General features: G+C 55.3%; 21 protein-coding genes. 15 read left to right on the top strand and 6 right to left on the bottom strand.

Going from position 1 to position 22381, the window contains the following annotated elements; translation table 11 throughout:
* Position 1: 1 nt before the first annotated feature.
* Together J7395_RS04430 and J7395_RS04435 are read left to right on the top strand one after the other, a co-directional pair.
* Complete coding sequence (locus J7395_RS04430) at positions 2-178, top strand: hypothetical protein (RefSeq protein WP_209220653.1); 177 nt, start codon at positions 2-4, stop codon at positions 176-178.
* 119 nt (positions 179-297) lie between these two features.
* Entirely contained in the window at positions 298-1194 is an 897-nt protein-coding gene (locus J7395_RS04435) for a LysR substrate-binding domain-containing protein (protein ID WP_209220654.1), read from the top strand.
* A gap of 24 nt (positions 1195-1218) precedes the next feature.
* Here the strand turns inward: J7395_RS04435 and J7395_RS04440 are convergent, their stop codons facing one another.
* The gene (locus J7395_RS04440; RefSeq protein ID WP_209220655.1) at positions 1219-1851 is read right to left on the bottom strand and encodes a LysE family translocator; all 633 of its coding nucleotides are present in this window, start codon (positions 1849-1851) and stop codon (positions 1219-1221) included.
* A 383-nt stretch (positions 1852-2234) separates the two neighbouring features.
* Between J7395_RS04440 and J7395_RS04445 the strand changes: the two genes are divergently transcribed.
* The 13 genes from J7395_RS04445 (at position 2235) to J7395_RS04505 (ending at position 15537) form a co-directional block, all read left to right on the top strand.
* Positions 2235-2384, top strand: coding sequence for a glycine zipper domain-containing protein (locus J7395_RS04445; RefSeq protein ID WP_170954113.1), 150 nt, complete (start codon positions 2235-2237; stop codon positions 2382-2384).
* Positions 2381-2977, top strand: a complete 597-nt coding sequence (locus J7395_RS04450) for a hypothetical protein (RefSeq protein ID WP_209220656.1) — start codon at positions 2381-2383, stop codon at positions 2975-2977. The genes J7395_RS04445 and J7395_RS04450 overlap by 4 nt, the downstream gene beginning before the upstream one ends.
* A gap of 243 nt (positions 2978-3220) precedes the next feature.
* Positions 3221-3517 (top strand): SCP2 sterol-binding domain-containing protein, encoded by a 297-nt coding sequence (locus tag J7395_RS04455; protein WP_062950372.1) that lies wholly within the window; start codon positions 3221-3223, stop codon positions 3515-3517.
* Positions 3518-3540: 23 nt separating this feature from the next.
* Positions 3541-4212, top strand: coding sequence for a DUF6134 family protein (locus J7395_RS04460; protein ID WP_209220657.1), 672 nt, complete (start codon positions 3541-3543; stop codon positions 4210-4212).
* 54 nt (positions 4213-4266) lie between these two features.
* On the top strand, positions 4267-5574 hold the full coding sequence (locus tag J7395_RS04465; RefSeq protein ID WP_063092423.1) for an OmpP1/FadL family transporter: 1308 nt from the start codon (positions 4267-4269) through the stop codon (positions 5572-5574).
* Between the two features lie 98 nt (positions 5575-5672).
* Positions 5673-7364: a long-chain fatty acid--CoA ligase gene (locus J7395_RS04470; RefSeq protein WP_209220658.1), complete on the top strand. Its 1692-nt coding sequence runs from the start codon at positions 5673-5675 to the stop codon at positions 7362-7364.
* A 104-nt stretch (positions 7365-7468) separates the two neighbouring features.
* Positions 7469-7873: a MerR family DNA-binding transcriptional regulator gene (locus J7395_RS04475; RefSeq protein ID WP_062950364.1), complete on the top strand. Its 405-nt coding sequence runs from the start codon at positions 7469-7471 to the stop codon at positions 7871-7873.
* A gap of 47 nt (positions 7874-7920) precedes the next feature.
* Entirely contained in the window at positions 7921-9057 is a 1137-nt protein-coding gene (locus J7395_RS04480; protein WP_062950362.1) for a thiolase family protein, read from the top strand.
* Positions 9057-11384, top strand: a complete 2328-nt coding sequence (locus J7395_RS04485) for a 3-hydroxyacyl-CoA dehydrogenase/enoyl-CoA hydratase family protein (protein ID WP_209220659.1) — start codon at positions 9057-9059, stop codon at positions 11382-11384. Before J7395_RS04480 ends, J7395_RS04485 begins: the two co-directional genes overlap by 1 nt.
* An 18-nt stretch (positions 11385-11402) precedes the next feature.
* Entirely contained in the window at positions 11403-13187 is a 1785-nt protein-coding gene (locus J7395_RS04490) for an acyl-CoA dehydrogenase C-terminal domain-containing protein (RefSeq protein ID WP_209220660.1), read from the top strand.
* Between the two features lie 55 nt (positions 13188-13242).
* Entirely contained in the window at positions 13243-13773 is a 531-nt protein-coding gene (locus J7395_RS04495) for a thioesterase family protein (protein ID WP_209220661.1), read from the top strand.
* Positions 13774-13811: 38 nt separating this feature from the next.
* Positions 13812-14618, top strand: a complete 807-nt coding sequence (locus tag J7395_RS04500; RefSeq protein ID WP_209220662.1) for an enoyl-CoA hydratase — start codon at positions 13812-13814, stop codon at positions 14616-14618.
* 25 nt (positions 14619-14643) lie between these two features.
* Complete coding sequence (locus J7395_RS04505; RefSeq protein WP_209220663.1) at positions 14644-15537, top strand: NAD(P)-dependent oxidoreductase; 894 nt, start codon at positions 14644-14646, stop codon at positions 15535-15537.
* A gap of 224 nt (positions 15538-15761) precedes the next feature.
* On the opposite strand, the gene J7395_RS04510 is transcribed toward J7395_RS04505, so the two are convergent.
* The 5 genes from J7395_RS04510 to J7395_RS04530 all read right to left on the bottom strand — a co-directional run bounded on the left by J7395_RS04510 (position 15762) and on the right by J7395_RS04530 (position 22364).
* A complete protein-coding gene (locus J7395_RS04510) occupies positions 15762-16244 on the bottom strand; it encodes a hypothetical protein (RefSeq protein WP_062950347.1) in 483 nt (160 codons plus the stop codon).
* A 139-nt stretch (positions 16245-16383) separates the two neighbouring features.
* Entirely contained in the window at positions 16384-18477 is a 2094-nt protein-coding gene (gene mdoH, locus J7395_RS04515) for a glucans biosynthesis glucosyltransferase MdoH (protein ID WP_247741955.1), read from the bottom strand.
* 112 nt (positions 18478-18589) lie between these two features.
* Complete coding sequence (locus J7395_RS04520) at positions 18590-20332, bottom strand: glucan biosynthesis protein (protein ID WP_247741956.1); 1743 nt, start codon at positions 20330-20332, stop codon at positions 18590-18592.
* 61 nt (positions 20333-20393) lie between these two features.
* Positions 20394-20636: a hypothetical protein gene (locus tag J7395_RS04525; protein ID WP_209220666.1), complete on the bottom strand. Its 243-nt coding sequence runs from the start codon at positions 20634-20636 to the stop codon at positions 20394-20396.
* A 129-nt stretch (positions 20637-20765) separates the two neighbouring features.
* On the bottom strand, positions 20766-22364 hold the full coding sequence (locus tag J7395_RS04530) for a gamma-glutamyltransferase family protein (RefSeq protein WP_209220667.1): 1599 nt from the start codon (positions 22362-22364) through the stop codon (positions 20766-20768).
* Positions 22365-22381 lie beyond the last annotated feature (17 nt).

Here is a 22381-nt window from a genome sequence, read left to right on the forward strand (position 1 = left end):
TATGTTCTCCTGTATTTTGAAAATGACGGTAGCCCGTAAAAACACCGCACGGGCGCAATGGCAGATCGTCAAGCATCCGGGGCGTGAAACCCGCCAAGGGATCGGGCTCGGCCGGTGGCGCAAAGAACATCTGAAAAAGACCGCACAGGAAATCCTTCATTTCACCTTCCACCTTTAGATGAACTAAAACTTCTGCTCTGCCGATCCGGGATCAGCGGGCATTGCATGGTTGACATTCCAACAGATCGTGTGAATGGTTCAATTCATGGATTTTGAAATGATTTTAGATTTTCTAAAATGAAACGAACGCCACTTCCCCCGTTAAACAGCCTTCGCGCCGCCGAGGCGATTGGCCGAAACGGAACACTTCTGCGCACGGCCGACGAACTCAACGTCACGCCAGGTGCAGTTAGCCAGCAGCTTAAAACGCTTGAACAATTTCTGGGGCTGGAGCTTTTTGCCCGAACCGACAAGGGCATGATCCCGACCGAAGCGGGTCAACGATTACTGCCGGGATTAAGCGATGCATTTACCCGCATCCGCGACAGCATTGCCGCAGCAACGCGGCAGGACGAAAACGTCCTGACCGTGACAACCGGGGTGATTTTTGCCGGAAAATGGCTGGTGCCGCGTCTTGGCCGGTTCCGTGACCGCCATCCGGAAATTGATATCCGGATTTCAACCGACAATCGGCTGACATCGTTTGATCGTGACGATGTTGACATCGGGGTACGGTTCGGCCGCGGTGGCTGGGAAGGATTGCGGGTGCACAAGCTTCTTGAACAGCAGATGCTGCCGGTTTGCGCCCCGTCACTCAAGGACCGCTTTCGCGAACCGGCCGACATCGCGCGCGGGCCCCGCATTGTCGACCGCCTCAGTTTTTTCGCCTGGCAGGACTGGCTGGATGCCGCCGGAACGGATGAACCGCTTTCAGGACAGGAAATCACATTTTCCGACGGATATCTCGCACTTGAGGCTGCAATGGCGGGCCACGGTGCGATGCTTGGCTGGCCCGTCATCATTCAGGACGCATTGCGCAATGGCGATCTGATTGAACCGTTCAAAATCTGCGCCCCGACGCCCTATGCCTACTGGCTCGTGTCATCGGAATCCCGCTGGAACCGCCCGACGGTGCGGGCGTTCCGGAACTGGATCATCGAAGAAGTAAAAAGCTTTGCGTCGCAGACAGACTAACCGGGTGATCAAAAACGCGTTTGGTCAAACCGGCAATATCCCAATGATGACCCGCATCGCAATCACGACAAACAATATTGCGATGATGCGTTCGATCCACATTGAATGTGCGCGCAGCCATGGCAAAACCGCGCCATGCGACAAGCCAACCGCAACAAGGCAGTACCAGGCCGCATCAATACCCGCGGCAGTAAAAGCCAGCAGGAATTTACCCCCCCATTCGAATTCCGGGGACACGAACTGACTGAACAGGGCAAGGAAGAACAGCGCGATCTTCGGGTTCAGAAACGCGATCATGAAACCGTCACGCGCCGCCTGCGTCATTGTTTCGGCAACCTGCCCGCCCTGCTCGGACTCGAACCGCGTACCCGATCCTGCCGCACGCCATGCCCTGATCGCCAGATAGATCAGATAAAGCGCACCAAGGACGCTGACGATATTGCGAAATGCCGGAACCGTCTGGAAAAGGATGCCAAGGCCGGTCATGGTGATGACGGCATAAAAACCGACGCCCAATCCATGCGCCACCGCGCAGGCAAACCCAGCCTGACGGGATTGTCCGACGGAATAACGCAAAACAACCGCAAGGCTGGGACCGGGCGTCATCGCACCCAGAATGCAGATTGTCGCAACGGACAACCACGCGGCAAATGTCATGACGTTTCCCTTGGTATCTTGGCGGTTTTGTTATCGCGCTCGTGATCGCGCCAACAAGCTATCGGGATGTTTGAACCGTTTCAACGCAAATGATGTTTCAAAATCGCATCAATCACCTGCGGAAACGCGTTCGGAATCAAGGCATTCCCGGATGCCTTTTTATTACCTTATCTGCCGCATTCTTCCCTTAAAGCGGCCCAATGCCTTCCTTATTGCCCGATCAGACTGCTTTCATCGGTGGTTTATCCATTTCCCGGAATACCGCCGCGACAAAACAAAATGGGAAGGACATGAGAGAGATGCGACACACAGCCATTATATTGGCCGTTGCGAGCACATTGGGATTATCGGCCTGCAGCGGTTTGGGTGACAGGGATCAGAAAATGCTGAGCGGCGCCGCCATCGGCGCGGGCGTTGGCGTTGTTGGTACAGCCGTTACCGGCGGATGTATTTCCTGCGGCGCAGTAATCGGCGGGCTGGTCGGTACAGGTGCCGGTTACATCCTTCATGAAAATGAGGAGCGCCGGAAATGACACATTCAAAATGGACAAGGCACGTTATGGCGATTGCCATTTCGGTTGGAATTGCCGCACCTGTCGCAATTCCGGCGACCGCCTTTGCAGATCCGCCGTCCTGGGCACCTGCACACGGTCACCGGGCGAAACAACACCACAAGAATTATGACCGTGGCTATCGATCCGACATGTTTGTTTCGGATGGCAATTTCCTGCGATGCAACCGCGATGTGATTGGCGCACTGATCGGCGGCGGCGCAGGAACGGCTATCGGATCGACAATTGGTAAAGGCAGCGGTCGTGATGCCGCGATGATTGGCGGTGCGATCCTTGGTCTTCTGGGTGGATACTCGGTCGGGCAAAGCCTTGATCAGGCAGATGCCGCCTGTACGGGGTATGCCCTTCAACAAATTCCCGATGGACAGACGGCGCGCTGGATCAACCCGGAGTCGCAACGCGAGTTCGATATGACACCAACCCGAACCTGGCAAAATACGGCTGGCCGCTATTGCCGGGAATATACGGCAACAACGGTCATCGGCGGAAAGCAGCAGCAAAGCTATGGTACGGCCTGCATGCAACCTGACGGAAGCTGGCAGATCGTTTCCTGATACCGCCCGTCCGAAACACGACCTATACGCGTACCGGCATCTTGATACCTTTACAAAGGACCCGAAAGTTTCGGGTCCTTTTTGCTGTCTGGAACCGCAATCCTGCAGTTGATTATTTATCCAGATCAGTGACTTAATAGGAGCCTAAATATCCCTATCGTAATTTGTTTTACGTTAACGTCACTTTACGTTACAGTGCTGACATAATCAGAAAAACAACATCAGCTTCAGAGGGAGGCGTTCGTGGAGGATATCCTCGAATCCGTAAAACAGAAACTTCCGCAATTGCGCGGCCTTAATGCCGTGGTTGCCTTTGATTGCGGCGAAGACGGACATATCGTCATTGATGCCACCGGTCCGGAACCGGAAATCAGCGACGATGATATCAGCGACGCGGACTGCATCCTGAAAATCAAGAAAGCCAATCTGGAAAAGATGATTGCCGGCAAGCTTGATCCGATGCTCGCCTTTACGATGGGCAAGCTCAAGATCAAGGGCTCCATGGGAGTCGCGGCAAAACTTTCATCCATGCTGGATTGATTTCTATCGTCAGGGGAACAGGGATGCGGCACAGCTTTATCAAAAGCACCGTTCTTTGCACTTTGGCCGTCGGCCTGATCGGAAGCCTTGGTGCAATCTCATCGGCACATGCCGACGAAACGCTGAATTATCAGGTCTTGAAAGATGGCGAACCCATCGGCTTTGAAACGGTCGAAATCACCGACACGCCCGATGGTTATACAGCCGCCATCACCACACGCACCGATGTGAAAGTCCTTTTCCTTCAATTCCAATATGGCCATTCACGCCTTGAAAAATGGCGGAACGATCAGCTTGTGTCCGTTGATACCGATACAAATGATGACGGCTCCCCATATACCTACAAGGCTGAATACGAAGGTGACTGTTTCGAGGTCGCCGGCAAGGGTGTTGCGAAACGCGATGCCTGTGACGGCGCATGGCCCCTTACGCTCTGGCGCGAGGACGTCACCACGAAAACAAGCCTTTACAGCGTAATCAATGCCGAACCTTACGCTGTAACAACCCGGAAAACCGGGACAGAAACACTTGCCATCAATAACCGGGAAATACCCGCCACACACTATGTCATGACCGGGGATGTCCAACGCGACCTCTGGTATGGCGACGACGGCAGGCTTCTGAAAACAAGTTTCAAAAGAAAGGGTTACGACATCGACTTTATCCGGGTCGATGCCAAAGACCTTCAAAAATAAAAGCGGGCGCAAAAAGCGCAAATTCCAAAACCGTTATGATCCAGGGAGAAACCCATGACGTCCAAATTCAAGAAAGGCTGCCTGTGGGGGGCAGCTTCCGGAACAGCACTTATCTGCGCACTTGCCGCAAGCGGCAGCGCCCATGCTTCAGGCTTCCAGGTACGCGAAACCAGCGGCACATTACAGGGTTCCAGCTTTGCGGGCATGTCGACGCTCTCAACCGATGCATCAACCATGTTCTACAATCCCGGAACAGTCGGACAATATAAGGAAACGAGCTACAGTGTTGGTGGCACTTTGATTATGCCTGTCGCAAAAGCGAAAAACATTGAGGCATCCGGAGGCCTTGTCACAAACACTCAGACCTTCAACAACGGCAGCTATAAAGATATGGCACAGGACGCGTTTGTACCTAACGCCCATGCCGTCTGGAAACTAAATGACCAGCTAAATCTGGGTGTTTCAATTACGTCACCATGGGGACTGGTCACTGACTATGAACCTGATTTTGCAGGGCGCTTTTATGGCACAACCTCCAAAATCCAGACCATAAATATCAAGCCTGTTCTTGCCTACAGATTTGATAACGGGTTGTCGATCGGTGCTGGGCCTCAAATTCAGCAGATGGATGCGTCGCTCGCTAGGTCAGTTCCAAACCTTGCTGGTGCGGGCGAAGGAAACAGTGAAGTAAGTGGTGATTCAGTGGATGCTGGCTGGGCTGCAGGCATCAACTGGGAAGTGATTGATGGTACGAAAATCGGTCTTTCCTACAACTCTGAAATCAAGCACGAACTTGACGGCAAAATAGACTTTGATACAGCCGCCAACGCACTTGGTTATACCGACCGGAATGCGACGGCAAAGGTTGCCACGCCAGAATCAATCACCTTTGGCGTCTCCCAGGAACTGAGCAGTCAGTGGACCGTTATGGCAGACGCCCAGTGGACCAACTGGAACTCCATCGACACACTCACCTTCAATTATGATGGTGACATCAGCCCGCAAGCCGGAACGCAAAGCTCAACCTCGGACGAATACAAGTGGGGTAGCGCCTGGTTTGCATCACTTGGCGCAAGATACCAGTATGACGATAACTGGTCCTTTACGGGTGGCGTCGCCTTTGATGAATCGCCAATAAAAACCGAATATCGCAACGTTCGGCTGCCTGACTCCGACCGTTATTGGGTCTCACTTGGTGCCGCATACAAGGTTGCAGACTGGGCGGCCGTAAGCCTTGGATATACCCACGTCTTCGCAAACTCGGCACGGGTTGACGAAACGGATACATTCCTTGGCAGCTATGCAGCTGACTACGATGCGCACGTCGACATCATCGCTCTACAGGCGAATTTCAAGTTCTGATCGGTTATACTGTTCGATGCGGGATGGCGGTTTGCCATTCCGCACCGGGCGGTTTTTTTTGCCCGCAAAGTGACGTTAACGTAATGGAGTTAACGCGTATGAACCAAATAAACGTCCAAGACGCGCCTGTCCTGCAAAACGGTGTCGATATCAGCTCGCCGGTGCGTATGCGCCCGGTTCACGAGATTTTTGATGATGCGGCAAAGCGTTTTGCCAAGCGCCCCTGTCTTGATTTCCTGGGTCGTATTTACGACTACGAAGACATTTCCAGACAAATTGATCGCGTCGCCGAAGGCTTTCATCAGCTCGGCGTGCGTAAAGGCGACAAGGTCGGGCTGTGCCTGCCCAACACGCCTTACTACGTGATCTGTTACTATGCCGTGCTGAAATGCGGCGGTGTCGTTGTGAATTTCAACCCGCTTTATGCCAAGCGCGAGATCTCCTATCAGATCGAGGATTCCGGTTGCCGCCTGATGGTAACGCTTAATCTGAAGCAGATTTATTCCAAGGTTGCCGATTGCCTGGATGTAACCTGCCTGAAGCGGATCGTCGTCTGCGAGATGAGCGACATCCTTCCCCCGGTCAAAAGCGTTCTTTTCAGCCTGTTCAAGCGCAGCGAACTTGCCGAAATCCCCAAGGATCTGCGGCATATCCCCTTCTCGCGGCTGGCTGACTGCAAACCCATAAATTTCGTGACCGACGTAACGGTCAACGATCTGGCCGTGCTGCAATATACCGGCGGCACAACCGGTCGCCCCAAGGGAGCAATGCTGACCCACGGGAATCTCAGCGCCAATGTCGATCAATTGACACGCTGGATGCCCGATGCAAATCCGGGGCACGAAGTCACGCTGTGTGTACTGCCATTCTTCCATGTCTTTGCAATGACCGTGGCACTGAACACATCGATCAATCTTGGGGCGGAACTTGTTCTGCAGCCGCGCTTCGAACTTGATGCGTTGTTAAAGGCACTCGACAAGAAAAACGTCACGATCTTCCCTGGTGTGCCGACGATCTACACGGCGATCAATAATTCGCCGGAAACGCTGAAACATGATCTGTCTTCGGTCCGTTGCTGCATTTCCGGCGGCGCGCCGCTTCCTGTTGAAGTCAAACACCGGTTCGAAGAAATCACCGGTGCCAAACTGGTCGAAGGCTATGGCCTGACCGAAGCCAGCCCGGTCTGCACATGCAATCCGGTTAAAGGCGTCAATAAGGAAGGATCAATCGGCATTCCCTTGCCCGGCGCCGATATCCAGATCAGATCGCTTGATCGGCCCGATCAGGTCATGCCTGCCGGGGAAAAGGGGGAGGTTTGCGTTCGCGGCCCGCAGGTGATGCCGGGATACTGGCAGAACGAAACCGCAACCAAGGAAACCTTTGTCGATGGCTGGCTCAAAACCGGCGATGTGGGTTATGCCGATCAGGACGGATATATATTTCTGGTTGATAGACTTAAAGACGTTATCTTATGCAGCGGTTACAATGTCTATCCGCGCGCCATCGAAGAAGCGCTTTATCTGCATGAACAGATCGCCGAGGTCACGGTTATCGGCGTTCCCGATCAGTATCGCGGCCAGGCACCCAAGGCCTTTGTGCGGCTGAAGGACAATGTCACGGACGTAACCGCCGAAGATTTGCGAACATTCCTTGATGACAAGATTTCGAGAATCGAAATGCCACGTGAAATCGAGATCAGGGAAGAACTTCCAAAAACCATGGTCGGCAAATTGTCGAAGAAGGAACTAGTCGAGGAAGAGCGTCTGAAACGCGAGGGAAAAGCACAATAATTCAATACGTTAACGTCATGTCACACAGAATGGAAAAAATCCAAGTGACGTTAACGTAAACTAATTGACGTAAAGATAAAAATATATACCATAGGGGCGATCAAATGACGAAAATTGACGACCGGTTTTATACCGTTCCCGAACTGGCCGAAAATCTGGGGGTTACGCCACGCACCATCCGGTTTTACGAACAAAAAGGTCTCGTAGCACCACAACGTGCCGGCACGACAAGGATCTACACCCGGCAGGACAGAGCCAGAATGCTGATCATCCTCCGGGGCAAGAGGCTGGGTTTCACGCTGAAAGAAATTGCAGATTATCTGGATCTTTATGGCGCAGACCCCACCCAGGCCGAACAGATCAGGATGTTGCTGACCCGGGTCCGGGAACGGATAGAAGCCCTGGAAGATCAACGCCAGGCACTGGACGTCACTTTGGATGAATTGCGTGACATCGAACAACAATCGATTGATGCGCTTAAAGAAAAAGGACTCGATCCGGTAGCGTAACAATTGCTTTCCGGAATCGCTGACAGCTCAGGAAGGAATACTTCGCCATGACCAATGCCGTTATTGCCGGATATGTCCGGTCGCCTTTCACCCCGGCACGCAAAGGTGCCCTTGCCAAGGTCCGTCCTGACGATCTTGCGGCACAGGTTGTCAAAGGTCTGGTGGATAAAACCGGTATCGATCCCAACACGATCGAGGATCTGGTTCTGGGCTGCGCCTTCCCGGAAGGCGAACAGGGTCTTAACGTCGCCCGCCTGATCACATTCCTTGCCGGTCTGCCGCGCTCTGTCGGCGGTGTCACGGTTAACCGTTTCTGCGGATCGTCCATGCAGTCGATCCATCAGGCCGCTGGTGCCATCGCGATTGGTGCCGGTGATGCCTTCATCTGCGCCGGTATCGAAAGCATGTCGCGCGTGCCGATGATGGGCTTCAACCCGATGCCAAACCCGGCCCTGTATAAGGAAATGCCCGAGGCATATATGGGCATGGGTGATACGGCGGAAAACGTCGCAACCAAATACAGTCTGTCGCGCGCCGATCAGGAAGCCTTTGCCGTAGAAAGCCATAAAAAGGCCGCCGCCGCACAGGCAGCAGGCAAATTTGTCGATGAAATCATCCCGATTGAAGGCCCGGACGGCACAATCGCCGAAGATGGCTGCATTCGCGGCGACACCACGGCCGAAGGCCTTGCCGATCTGAAACCGGCTTTCAAGGCGGATGGCGTTGTCACCGCCGGAACATCCTCGCCGCTGACCGATGGCGCATCGGCCGTTCTGGTCTGCTCCGAGGAATATGCCAAGAAACACGGCCTCACACCACTCGCACGGATCAAATCCGTTGCTGTTGACGGTTGCCTGCCGGAAATCATGGGGATCGGCCCGGTTGGTGCCTCGAAAAAGGCGCTGGCGCGTGCCGGTATCAAGGCATCCGACCTTAATGTCGTTGAACTGAACGAAGCATTCTCGTCGCAGGCAATGGCCAGCATTTCCGACCTTGGTCTGGATATCAAAACCGTCAATATCGATGGCGGCGCACTGGCCATCGGGCATCCGCTCGGTGCAACGGGTGCGCGTATTGTCGGCAAGGCCGCCGCCCTTCTGAAACGTGAAGGCGGCAAATACGCACTTGCCTCGCAATGTATTGGCGGGGGTCAGGGGATCGCGACCATTCTGGAGGCGATGTAATGGCCCAGGAAATCAAACAGGTCGCCGTTATCGGCGCCGGTGTTATGGGGGCCGGGATTGCCGCCCATATCGCCAACTCGGGCACGCCCGTTCTGTTGCTTGATATCGTTCCCGAAGGATCAAAAAACCGCAACGCGGTGGCCGAGGGTGCAGTTGCCAAAATGCTGAAAACCGATCCGGCGCCGTTCATGTCCAAACGTGTGGCAAAGCTGATCACGTGCGGCAATATCGAGGACGACCTTGATAAACTTGCCAAATGTGACTGGATCGTCGAGGCCGTCATCGAACGCCTTGATATCAAGCAGGATCTGTATCGCAAAATTGATGCCGTTCGCGCCAAGGGATCGGTTGTCTCGTCAAACACCTCGACCATTCCGCTGGCCACACTGATCGATGGCATGGGCGACGGATTTGCGCAGGATTTCATCATCACGCATTTCTTCAATCCGCCGCGCTATATGCGTCTGCTGGAACTGGTCGGATCAGACGTCACCCGAAACGGCGTCATCGATATGGTCGCCGAATTTGCCGATCATAAACTGGGCAAGACCTGTGTCATCTGCCATGACAAGCCGGGCTTTATCGCCAACCGCCTTGGTGTCTACTGGATTCAGGCCGCCATGGTCGAAGCCATGGATCGCGGATTGACTGTCGAAGAAGCCGATAGCGTCATCGGTCGCCCGTTCGGTATTCCCAAAACCGGTGTCTTTGGCCTGATGGATCTGGTGGGTCTGGATCTGATGCCGCATGTGCAATCGAGCATGGCAGGTAGCCTTGATAAATCCGATCCGTTCCACGCCATTTACCGCGAAAGCGATCTGGTCGGAAAACTGATCGCGGATGGCTATACCGGCCGCAAGGGCAAAGGCGGGTTTTACCGTCTGAACCGCGAAGGTGGCGAAAAGGTCAAGGAATCCGTCAATCTTCAGACCGGTGAATTCGCCAAATCGGAAAAAGCCCGCCTTGAAAGCGTCCGTTCTGCCGGTAAAGACCCGCGCAAAATGATGGAAGCAAATGACAAGGGGGGCCTTTATGGCCGTGCCGTGATGGCCAAAACCCTTGCCTATGCCGCCTTCATCGCCGAAGAAGCCGCCAATTCGATTGTCGATGTCGATGACGCGATGAAACTTGGCTATGCGTGGAAAACCGGTCCGTTCGAACTGATCGATGCCATCGGGGTTGATACCCTGATTGCCATGCTTGAAGCGGACGGTATCGAGGTCCCGGCATTACTCAAAAAGGCGGCCGGGAAATCATTTTACAAGGTCGAAGACGGCACGCTGTTCTTCCTTGGTTTTGATGGCAAATACGCCAAAGTCGTTCGCCCGGACGGTGTTCTTCTGCTTGAAGACATCAAACGCAAATCCGAACCGGTTGTCGGCAACCGCGCCGCATCGCTTTGGGATATCGGTGACGGCGTTGCCTGCCTTGAATTCCATACCAAGATGAATGCGCTTGATGCTGACGTTCTTGGCATGGTCAAGACATCCATCCGGACTGTCAAAAAGCAGTTCAAGGCAATGGTGATTTATAACGAAGGCAGCAATTTCTCGGCCGGGGCCAACCTTGGTCTGGCTTTGTTTGCCGCCAATATCGCTGCGTGGCCGGAAATCGAAAACCTCGTTGAAACCGGTCAGGAAACCTACAAGGCCCTGAAATATTCGCCCTTCCCGGTCGTTGGCGCACCCAGCGGCATGGCATTGGGTGGTGGCTGCGAGGTGCTTCTGCATTGTGATGCGGTGCAGGCCCACGGGGAAACCTATATCGGTCTGGTCGAACCCGGTGTTGGCCTGATCCCGGCCTGGGGCGGGTGCAAGGAAATGATCCGTCGCTGGTCCGAAAACCCGAAATTCCCCAAGGGCCCGATGGCGCCAAGTGCCAAGGCATTTGAAATCATTTCGGTGGCAACCGTTGCCAAATCCGCAATGGAAGCCAAGGAAAACCTGTTCTTCCGCGAGGGTGACGGCATCACCATGAACCGCAACCGTCTGCTGGCCGATGCCAAGGCGCGCGCGCTTTCAATGGTCGAAGGTTACGAAGCCCCCGAAGAATTCACCTATCGCCTGCCCGGCGAAAGTGCGCGGGTTGCCTTCGAGATGGCGGTTGATGGTTTCTATCGTCTGGGGAAGGCCACCGATTACGACCGTGTCGTCGCAGGTGAACTTGCCAGGGTTCTTGCCGGTGGTGACACCGATGTCACCGAAGAACTTTCCGAAGACGATATTCTGGAACTGGAGCGCGAAGGCTTCATGCGTCTGGTCCGCAACGAAGGCACCATGGCCCGGGTCGAGCATATGCTGCTGACCGGCAAGCCGTTGCGAAACTAGGACGAGGAGGACAGAAAAATGGCCCAATATAAAGCACCGCTGCGCGACATGCGCTTCGTCCTGACCGAACTGTTTGACTATAACGACATCAACCAGATGCCCGGATGCGAGGATTTCACACCCGACGTCGTCGATGCCGTTCTCGAAGAAGCCGCCAAGGTCTGCGAGGAACTCCTGTTCCCGATCAACCGTTCGGGTGACGAGGAAGGCTGTCATTGGGATGATGGTGTTGTCACCACGCCCAAGGGCTTCAAGGAAGCCTATCAGACCTTTGCCGAAGGCGGATGGACCGGTATTGCCTGCGATCCCGCCTATGGCGGTCAGGGTGCGCCGAAAACGATCAATGCCCTGGTCGAAGAAATGATCTGTTCGACCAACCTGTCATTCGGGATGTATCCGGGGCTGTCCTTTGGGGCCTATGCCGCCCTTCACAGCCACGCCTCGGACGAACTGAAGGATAAATATCTTCCGAAAATGGTCGACGGCACGTGGGCTGGTACCATGTGCCTGACCGAACCGCATTGTGGTACCGATCTTGGCATCATCAAGACCAAGGCCGAACCGCGTGAAGACGGGTCTTATGCCATTTCCGGCACCAAGATATTCATTTCTGCCGGGGAACATGATCTGACGGAAAACATCATCCATCTGGTTCTGGCAAAACTGCCCGATGCACCCAAGGGGACCAAGGGCATTTCCCTGTTCCTTGTCCCGAAATTCATGGTTGGCAATGACGGATCGCTTGGCGATCGCAACGCGGTCAAATGCGGTTCGATCGAACACAAGATGGGTATCAAGGCATCCGCCACCTGTGTCATGAACTTTGACGGCGCAATCGGCTATCTGGTCGGTGAACCTCATCAGGGCATGCCCGCCATGTTCACCATGATGAACCAGGAACGCCTTTCGGTCGGTATTCAGGGTCTTGGACTTGGCGAAGCCGCCTATCAGGGGGCGGCTGCCTATGCCCGTGACCGCCTGCAAGGTCGGGCATTGACCGGTCCCAAAAGCCCGGACAAACCTGCCGACTCCCTGCTGGTACATCCCGATGTACGCCGGATGCTTCTGACCGCACGCGCAACCAACGAAGGATGCCGGGCAATGGGCATTTGGGTGGCGCGCGCGCTTGATACCGCCAAACACCATGCCGATCCGGTCAAACGCGAAGAAGCCGACGAATTCGTGCAACTGATGACGCCAATCGTCAAGGCCCTGTTCACCGATTGGGGCTTTGATAACACCAATCTTGGCGTTCAGGTCTTTGGCGGACACGGTTACATCCGTGAATGGGGTATGGAACAATATGTTCGTGATGCCCGCATCGCCCAGATTTACGAAGGCACCAACGGCATTCAGGCCCTTGACCTTGTCGGGCGTAAAATGCCGGCAAAGGCCGGCCGTTACCTTCGTCGCTTCTTCCACCCGGTGCAGGAATATATCGAAGCCAATGTCTCGAAGGACGGGCTTGGCGATTTCATCCAGCCGCTGGCAAAGGCCTTCATGCGTTTGCAGCAGGCCACCGGTGAACTGGCCCAACGCGGCATGAAAAACCCGAACGAGGCCGGGGCTGCGGCCACCGAATTCCTGCGTCTGTTTGGTCTGGTCGCGGTTGGCTATATGTGGGCCCGCATGGCGGAAATCGCGTTGGCGAAACAGGACGACGATCCGGACGGTTTCTATAAGGCGAAACTGATCACCGCCAAATTCTATATGGAACGTATCCTGCCGCAGTCCGGCGCACTGTTCAGCGCGATGATGGCCGGGTCCGGCACCATGATGGAACTGGACGAGGATCTGTTCTGATCATGCAAACGGGCCGCATCCCTCAACCGGCATATATCGGCACAAGGAGCCTGTCGTGAATCTGATTTTCCGACTGATCCGTGTGCTGGTTCTGTCCTGGTTGCGGCCCGGTCTGCATCCGCTTGATCCGTCTGTTCTGTCATTCCGGGCGTGGCCACTGGATCTGGATATCAATGTCCATATGACCAATTCGCGGTACTTCGCCCTGATGGATCTGGGACGCACCGAACTGATCCTGCGCAACGGCATCGCCAGACAGATGCTTAAACGCAAATGGCAGCCCGTCGTGTCCGGGTCCACCATGCGGTTCAAGCGCGCGATCAAACCGTTCCAGCGCTTCAAACTCGAAACCCAGGCCCTTTATTGGGACGAAAAGGGTTTCTATCTGGAACAGCGCTTTACCGCGAAGGGCAAAACTCTGGCACTTGGCGTTGTGAAGGCCGTGTTTGTCGGCCCCGATGGCATCGTCCCGCCCGAACAGATTTGCAGGCTGGTGGGTGCGGATGAAATATCACCGGTCATGCCCGACTGGCTTTCAGGCTGGCCGGACATGGAAACCGCCATCGAAGCACGGCTTGCCGCCTGACAAGAATAACCGGGCACAAGCCCGCGGGAGGAATTGTTATGACTTCAACTGATGCCGTCTTGCTGTCGATCACGGATCAGATCGCAACGATCACCCTGAACCGGCCCGACCGGATGAATGCGCTTGATCAGTCCATGATCAAAGGATTTGGCACCGCGCTTGATCGGATCGAGGCGGACATTGCCAATATCGGCGCGGTCATTATCGAGGGATCAGGCGGCACGTTCATGGCCGGTGGCGATGTTAAGTTCTTTTATGAGATATCAAAAAACCCGGCCGAAGAATCCCGCCCCCTGATCGAAACCATGATCAACCGGGTGCATGACATCATCATCCGCCTAACCGCCCTGCCCCGTCCTGTTATTGCAAAGCTCGAAGGGGCGGTTGCCGGATTTGGCATCAGCCTGATGAATGCCTGCGACCTTGCGGTTGCTGCCGAGGAAACCGTTTTCACACTGGCCTATATCCATATCGGCACCTCGCCGGATGGCGGATCAACCCATTCGCTGCCCCGCCTTGTCGGCATGAAGAAAGCCAAGGAAATCGCCTTTCTGGGTGACCGGTTCACCGCGGCCGACGCCCACGAATGCGGCCTGGTCAACAAGGTCGTCCCCGCCGATCAACTGGCATCGGCGACGGCCAAATATGCAACCCGCCTTGCCGCCGGTCCGCGCGATGCCCTTGCCCGCACCAAGGCGTTGCTCAACACCGCGCCCGAAAACGATCTGGCAAAACAATTGGCGCGCGAAGCCGCCGCCTTCGCCGATTGCGCTGGAAGCCACGATTTCCGCGAAGGTGTCCGCGCCTTTGTCGAAAAACGCAGCCCGCAATTTGGCAAATCATAAATAAGAAAATTCAGGGAAGAAAATCATGGCAAGTTTAGCTGGCAAAACACTGTTCATCACCGGCGCATCGCGCGGGATCGGCAAGGCAATCGCGCTGCGTGCGGCACGCGATGGGGCAAATGTCGCAATCATCGCCAAAACCGATGAACCCCATCCCAAACTGCCCGGCACCATTCACAGTGCCGCCGCCGAGATCGAGGAAGCCGGTGGCAGGGCACTCGCCCTTAAAACCGACATTCGCGAAGAAGACCATATCGCCGATGCCGTTGCCCGAACCGTGGATGCCTTTGGCGGGATCGACATCCTGATCAACAATGCCAGCGCGATCAACCTGACCCCGACCCTGCAAACACCGATGAAACGGTTTGACCTGATGTATCAGGTCAACACCCGGGCCAGTTTCGCCTGCGCGCAGGCCTGCCTGCCGCATCTGATGAAATCGGACAACCCGCATATCCTGACCATGTCGCCACCGCCCAACCTGTCGGCACAATGGTTTGCCAACCACACCGCCTATACGATTTCGAAATACGGTATGAGCCTCGTGACGCTGGGCCTTGCTGCGGAATTCGAAGACGAAGGTGTTGCTGTTAACTCGCTTTGGCCCGTCACCGTGATCGAAACCGCCGCCCTTAACATGATCCCCGGTCTTGAACAGGGTCGTGCGCGTAGCCCCGAAATCCTTGCCGATGCCGCACACGCCATCCTGACATCGCCCGCACGCGACGTTACCGGTGGTTTCTTCACCGATGAAAGCGTGCTCGAAGCCATCGGGATCACGGATTTCGAACCCTACAACCTGACACCGGGCAAAGCCCCCTATCCGGACTTCTTCCTTGAACTGGACCGGAATGGCAAAAACGATCCGGCCGTCGCCCGGCTTCTTGAAAAACTGTCCGCGGCCCGCAAAGCCGCCTGAACCCTTTTTCGTCGGCGTTGGGGAGTGTGTGCCCTGACGTCATCGGGATCTGATTTCAATCGGGATCAGGTCCCACTCGCCCGCTGAACTCGACCCGCCCTTTTGGGCGGGTTCTTTTTTGGCCATATGCACAAACAACAAAGCACCGCCTTTATGGCAGTGCTTCGTTGGTAATGCGCAGATGACGTTGAGGGTAAGACAAGTCAGCGCAAATCTTTAAATTCTTAGGACGCGGCGCGACGATCCAGCGACTGGCGCGGCATCACACAGCTTTTAACCGCCGGAGTCGGGCACATCATCTGTACCGACAGGGCAAGGGCCAGGTCATTGTTGCTGTGCTCACGATCCAGAAAACGTTCGGACCATGCCTTGTCACAGTTGGCCGACAGGAAAGCACAGCGCATCATGGCAAAGCCGGAAGAACCAAAACAGTTGTTCTGGCCGCTCAGATCGGCAAACCAGCTTGCGATGGCATCGTGGGCCGCCTGATCAAGGATGTCCTGCATGCTTTCTTTTTCGGTCGTCGCAACGGAGTCCTGCTGCAACGCGGTACGCAACTCGTTCACCAGACGCTGATGAGCCTGCGGATTATCAACGCTAAACGAGCGCAACCATGCACGCGCGGTCTCGTCGATCAGACGGGTCACTGCGGCAGATTCAAAAGCAGCGTAGGCGTAACCTTTGGATGCGATGGTCAGGTCAGTCATGTTTGCGGCCCCTTCGGGCTAAATGGCGACAATCGGCGATTAACTCTTTGGTAAGGATTATGATCACCGAAAAACCGCGGCATATTTTGATCAAATCGGGGCGTTTTTGTGGCGCGACCCATGCAAGAAAATCAATGCACTATGACGAATTAGCGGGCAGCTTTGCATTTTCGTCCTTTTTCCCCGCCATGATCTGGTCAAGCGGCTTGACCGGCCACGACAGGATCTTGAGCTTCTCATCCCTCGTCAGGCTTTCGACCCCCAACCGGGCCAGCTTTTCATAGATGATCCCGATCTCGATCTGGGTCCGACGGTCGGGTTTGCGCGCGGGCAAAAGGGCCGAATGCAATGCGTTGGCAAACGGATCCTCGATCAGGCGAAGCAACCCGTCTTTGACATCCTCATCGGGTGCTTCCGCTGTCAGGCGTGCCAATGTCGCAAGTTCTTCGGGTGATTCGGTTTCTTCCGGTGTCACAAAAAGATTCATCCGGCGCGCCGCACGGCCGATGGCAAGGCTGCTTGACCAATGCGTCAGCCACGGCGCCAGAACAAGCCCCGCCAGAATTGGCGACAGCCACCAGAAGAACGCCGTATCCACAAACAGCGCCACCGCCCCCCAGATAAGGCCGATCACGATGATCGTCCGATGGGTTTTAAGTGCGGCCTTAAACGGCACACCGGTATCATCGCGTTCCTGCGCGTCCCAACCCACCTGATTGCCGGTCAGAACCGAAAACACGAACTGCGCATGCAGCATCATCATGATCGGTGCCTGCAATGCGGAATACAGCGTTTCAAGGATACCGCTCGCCAGCACCATGACCCCACCGTATTTCTTGCGATCACGGCCAAGGCAAACCATCAGGATCGAGATGATTTTGGGCACCACCAGCATACCGATGGTAAAGACCAGCAACACCAGCATCTCGAACGACCGGTCAACCGGCCATTGCGGGAACATCGTGAACTGGCTGGGGAAGAAGCTATAGGTCAGTTGCGTGTTTTGCAGCGTCGCAATCGTCGAAGACAGCAACAGCAAAAGCCACAGCGGCGACGAGCCAAAGCTCATGACGCCCATGAAGAAGTGAAGACGGCTAAGCGGCCTGAACCCCGGCGCAAACAGAAGCCGCGCATGCTGCATGTTTCCCTGACACCAACGGCGATCACGGATCGCATAATCAATCAGGTTCGGCGGCAATTCTTCCCAGCTACCTTCAAGCTGCGGGATCAGCCAGCAACGCCAGCCCGCCTTGCGCATAAAGGCGGCCTCGACGAAATCGTGGCTCAGGATATGCCCGCCCATCGGCGGCTTGCCCGACAGAACCGGCAACCCGCAGCAATCAATGAACGCCTGCACGCGAATGATCGCGTTATGCCCCCAATAGTTCGAACTGCCCATGCACCAGAACGACAGACCCGCCGACATGGTCGGGCCATGAACGCGCGAAATGAATTGCAGGATACGGGCAAACAGGGTCTGACGGCCGGTCGGCTGCGGCGGGCTCTGGATGATCCCGGCATCGGGATTGTTTTCCATCAGATAGGCCATATTCACCATGGCCTCGCCCGACATCACACTATCGGCGTCAAAAACGATCATGTGATCGTAATGCGTCGCATAGGTCTCGCAGAATTCTTTCAGGTTCCCGGATTTGCGTTCGGTATTTTCCGCACGACGGCGGAAGAATATCTTGCCGCGCGCTTTCAGATCCGCACAGGCCTTGGCCCATGCAACTTCCTCGGCGATCCAGATATCCGGGTCGCGGGTGTCGGACAGAACAAAGAAATCAAACGCATCAATTTCGCCCGTCGCGGCAAGGCTTTCATAACTCGCACGCAGTCCGGCAAACACCCGGTCCGGGTCTTCGTTATAGACCGGGATGACAATCACGTTCTTGGATTTCAGCGACCCTTTGCGCGTAATCGGCTTCAACCGTTTCAGCGTGATGGCATCCAACCCGAACCCACGCAGGAATATCCCGACAATCCCCGTAAAGAAGGACAGCGAAATCCATGCAAAGTTGATCGTGAAGAACGCAATAACCACCATTTCCATGACGGTAAGCTGATCCGCACCCAATACATCCGCCATCAGCCACGCGGCATAGGCGGTTGCAAAAATCGACGCGCCAAACAGGAAAATGCGCCGCGATCCGACACCGGGACCGCGCAGCTTTACTGTCGGATCGAGGTTATCATCATCAACGCCATTTTTGGCCGCACTATCGGACATGGGATCGGAAATCCGGTTCATAAGGTTCTAGTTTTCCCTGAATGCAACTTGCGATATTCCAAGCGAAACGCAATACGCGGCCAAATGTGCCCAACCGGAATTGCCGCAGGCATCAAAATACCCACGGCATGGTCCATGTCTCGCTCAGCACCCTGTCATCATATTGCAGGAAGGCGCGCAGATTTGAACTTTGGGCTTCGCCAGTTCCAATCAGGTCAAACATCACGCGAACACCACCGTTCTCCGGGTCCTTCATAAGGCGGATATTACGGATTTCAGCATTCGATGCACTGATATTGGCCTGAAGGTTATCAAGATCGGACAGATAATATTCAAGCTCTTCACCCGCAAAATTCAGGATGAAACGGGTTGCCGCCTGCGCATCATCACCACCGGACGGAATATGCATGATACGCGTGTCTGTTGCCTGTGAAAGCTTGTGCAGATCGCTGCCATCCTGTGTTGCCGCAATCTGATATTCAACGGTCAACTCGCTTCCGGCTTCGGGCTTGTTCTGGGGCACCCAGAACGCAACGATATTGTCGTTGCTTTCGCTCGGGCTTGGAATTTCGACCAGTTCGACATGGCCTTTGCCCCAATCGCCCTTTGGCGTCACCCAATAGCCGGGCTGCTGGTCAAAACGGGTATCAAGGTCCTGATAATGATCGAAGTTCCGGTCACGTTGCAGAAGCCCGAAACCACGCGGATTTTCATCAAGGAACGAACTGATCTGCAAGTTGGCCGGGTTATCAAGCGGCCGCCAAAGCCACTCGCCCTTGCCATTATTGATCAGAAGCCCGTCGCTGGAATGAACTTCTCCGCGATAATCTTCGAACCGGCGCCGTTTCTGTTCCCCGTAAAGGAACATGCTGTTCAGGGGGGCCAGACCGATTTTTTCAACACGGTCGCGGAAAAACAGCGTGCTGCTGACATCGACCTTGCTGTTGTTACCGGGGCGAATGTCAAAACGGTAGGCACCGGTCAACCGCACGCTATCAAGCAGCGCAAAAACGGTGATTTTGCGTTCGCCCTCTTTCGGGGTAACGATCCAGAATTCACGAAATACCGGAATCTCCTCACCCGACGGCCCCGCAAGATCAACGGTCAGTCCGCGCGCCATCTGTCCGGCAACCTGATCACGCCCCTGAATGCGGAAATAGGATGCGCCAAGGAAGGTCGCCAATTCATCGCTGCCTGCAACATTCCCCAACGGATACCGCAGTCGGAAACCGGCATATCCCTGTGTCGAAAAATCATTGCCCGACAGGCCGGTTTCACCGAAATCAAACAGCCCCGCCGAATACGGAACCGCCTGCACCTGACCATCACGCACAAGGTTTATCGCAACCGGCACATCATACATGTTGCCAGGATGATAAAGGTCGAGTGCAAAGCCCGAATTTGCCTGACTGAAAAATGCCCGCTGGGATTTGAAACGGATTTTCGCATAACTTTCCGGGCTCAGATTTGCCAATGCTTCCGGTAAATCACGATGCGGATTTTCAAACGGCTGCTTTGCAAGATTGCGCGCCCGTTCGATCACCTGTGCCGGATCAAAGGCAACCGGCACGGAAACCGCCGGTTTTTCAGCCGCTTCGGATGAAGCAGCCGCATCACCTTCAACGGGTTGTACAGGATTATCAGCAGCGGTTTCGCCATTACCGGCCGCGACCGGTTCAACTGGCGCGGTCTGTTCCGGTGCATTCGACGACGGGGCTACCGCCGGCTCGGTGCTTTCTACTACCGGGCTCTCGGCTGCCGGACTGGTCGTCCCGGTCCCGGCCTGTACCGGTACAGCAGGCTGCGTGCCTGACGACGTTTCGGTTGTGGTGCTGCTGTCCTGGGCGTGTACCAAGCCACTCGCCCCAAACGTTAAAAACCCTGCAAGCGCAACCGCAAGCAGAGCATGAACCGAGCTACTGGTGACACGCTTTTGAAATCTGTACATATTTCCCGTCTGAGTTTCCCGACTGATCAGCGAATTTCCCGCTAAAGATGTTTTTGCTTAAAGAACGGGGCAGCAATGTGACAGCATATTGATAAGAATCCGGTGCTGCCAGCATTTCAAATTCCGTATTCTGCGTCTTTACGCCTGTCCTGGCCAGACTCAAAGCGGCATTTTTGCATGGGGTATCCCCCTGAAATGCGGTGATTTCCATCTTGACGAACCGAAAAATATTAGCGGTTCAAAATATCGAATTTTCATAAGAAAAGGCCGGTCAAATTAATGACCGGCCTTTCCGTCAGATGAATTAAGGGGAGCTCATCTGAATTGGCGATACGCGGGATTAATACCCGACCGCACATCCATCCTTGCGCGGATCAGAACCCGCGACATAACCGGCATCGGTTTTCGCAATAAGCTGCGCACCACCAAAACCGAAATTGGTGCTGTCTGGTGCTTCAACCTTGATCGCATGCCCCTTGGCTTTCAGGGCATCAATCACATCCGCCCCGACCGAGGCCTCAACGGCGACTTCAAGCCCGGAAAGCGCCTGCCAGCGCGGCGCATCCACCGCCGTTTGCGGGTCCTGCCCCCAAAGCTGGGTTCGCAGTGTCATCTGCAAATGCCCCTGTGACTGCATGGGGCCGCCCATGAAACCAAAGCTCATGACCGGATTGCCGTCGTCCCCCATCAGGAAGCCCGGAATGATTGTCTGGAACGGGCGTTTTCCGCCAGCCACCTGATTGGGATGACCCTCTTTCAGGGTGAAACCGAAACCACGGTTCTGCAGGCTGATCGATGTGCCCGGAACAACAACACCGGACCCGAAACCCATATAGTTCGACTGGATGAACGACACCATCATGCCGCTTTCATCCGCCGCCGTGACATAGACGGTGCCACCATGCTTTGGCGCACCCGCCTTGAAATCCTGCGCCTTGCTGGCATCAATCAGTGCCGCACGGGATTTCAGATAATCATCGGACAGCAGATGTTCGACCGTCACGTCACGCATGTGATCCAGATCGGCGACATATTCATGCATATCCGCAAAGGCCAGCTTCATCGCCTCGATCTCAAGATGCAGGGCCTCGACCGAGTCCGGTGCATAATCGGCAATGTTGGTATGGCGCAAAATACCCAGCGCAATCAGGGCTGAAATCCCCTGCCCGTTTGGCGGGATTTCATGCAGCTTCACCTTGCCAAAGCTTTGCGAAATCGTTCCGACCCAGTCGGTTTTATGATTGCCAAGGTCTTCCTCGGTCAGGACCGCACCGTTTTCCTTGGCAAAGGCCGCAATTTTGGCCCCCAGCCGACCGCGATAGAAACTCTCGCCACCGGTCTCGGCGATATCTGTCAGGCTTTCGGCAATTGCGCGGTTGATGAACAATTCACCCGCTTTCGGTGCCTTGCCACCGGGCAGGAATGCCTCGGCAAAGCCCGGCTGCTTGCCCAATACATTGCCACCCTTTTCCCAAAGCGTTGCAATGATTGGCGACACGGCAAAACCACGGCTGGCATATTCGATGGCCGGTTCAAACAGCTTTTCAAACGGCAGTTTGCCAAACTTGTCGGAAATCTCGCGCCAGGCCGAAACCGCCCCCGGTACGGTAACCGATTCCCAGCCGCGTTGCGGCATGGCATCCGCCCCGGCAAAACGTTCCGGCGACCATGCCGCGGGCGCACGACCCGATGCATTAAGGCCATGCAGTTCCTTGCCATCCCAGATGATCGCATAGGCATCCGAACCAAGCCCGTTGCCAGTCGGCTCGACCACAGTCAATGCGATGGCGGATGCCAGCGCGGCATCGGCCGCATTCCCGCCCGCCAGCAGCATGCGCAAACCGGCCTGTGCCGCCAATGGCTGGGAAGTCGAGACAACATTGCGCGCAAGCACCGGTGACCGGCGTGAGGCATAAAGCGCGTCATGACGAAGTTTCATTGGAGTCTCCTAATCGG

Source organism: Thalassospira sp. A3_1 (assembly GCF_017744215.1).
Classification (GTDB): Bacteria; Pseudomonadota; Alphaproteobacteria; order Rhodospirillales; family Thalassospiraceae; genus Thalassospira; species Thalassospira lucentensis_A.